Origin of the sequence: Pseudomonas brassicacearum (genome assembly GCF_003732225.1) — a bacterium.
In the GTDB taxonomy this organism is placed as follows: Bacteria; Pseudomonadota; Gammaproteobacteria; order Pseudomonadales; family Pseudomonadaceae; genus Aquipseudomonas; species Aquipseudomonas brassicacearum_E.
The window spans coordinates 1-571 of record NZ_MOBJ01000029.1 but is presented as its reverse complement, the minus strand read 5'-3'; the positions used below and the strand labels follow the sequence as shown (position 1 = coordinate 571).

Below are 571 nucleotides of genomic sequence, written 5' to 3'. Positions count from 1 at the left end.
GGGCAGCGCCTTTACGCAGGAGGTGAAGCGCTATTTAGAACAGTATCCGAATACCCAGTTTATTGATGTCCTCCTGACCGATTTGAACGGCTGTTTTCGCGGTAAACGTGTTCCGGTTGCCGGACTGAACAAACTCGAAAAAGGCTGCTATTTCCCGGCGTCGGTGTTCGCCATGGATATTCTGGGTAATGTGGTGGAAGAGGCGGGCCTGGGGCAGGAGCTCGGCGAGCCTGACTGTGTTTGTGTGCCGGTGCCGGGCACCCTGGCACCGTCCGCCGCGGACCCGGAATACATTGGTCAGGTGCAGCTCACCATGGTCGATGAAGATGGCGCTCCCTTTGACGTTGAGCCGCGGAACGTACTCAACCGGCTCTGGCAGCAGTTGCGCCAGCGCGGTCTGTTCCCCGTGGTAGCGGTAGAGCTGGAGTTCTATTTACTTGATCGGAATCGCGATGCCGACGGCTATCTGCAGCCACCCTGCGCGCCGGGCACCGACGTGCGTAACACGCAAAGCCAGGTCTACTCGGTTGATAATCTCAACCACTTTGCTGACGTGCTGAACGATATTGAT

1 protein-coding gene is annotated in these 571 nt (G+C 57.6%); it reads left to right on the top strand.

The annotated features are described in order from the left end of the window. On the top strand, positions 1-571 hold a 571-nt coding region (locus tag BK659_RS24485; RefSeq protein ID WP_475848210.1), incomplete at both ends, for a type I glutamate--ammonia ligase.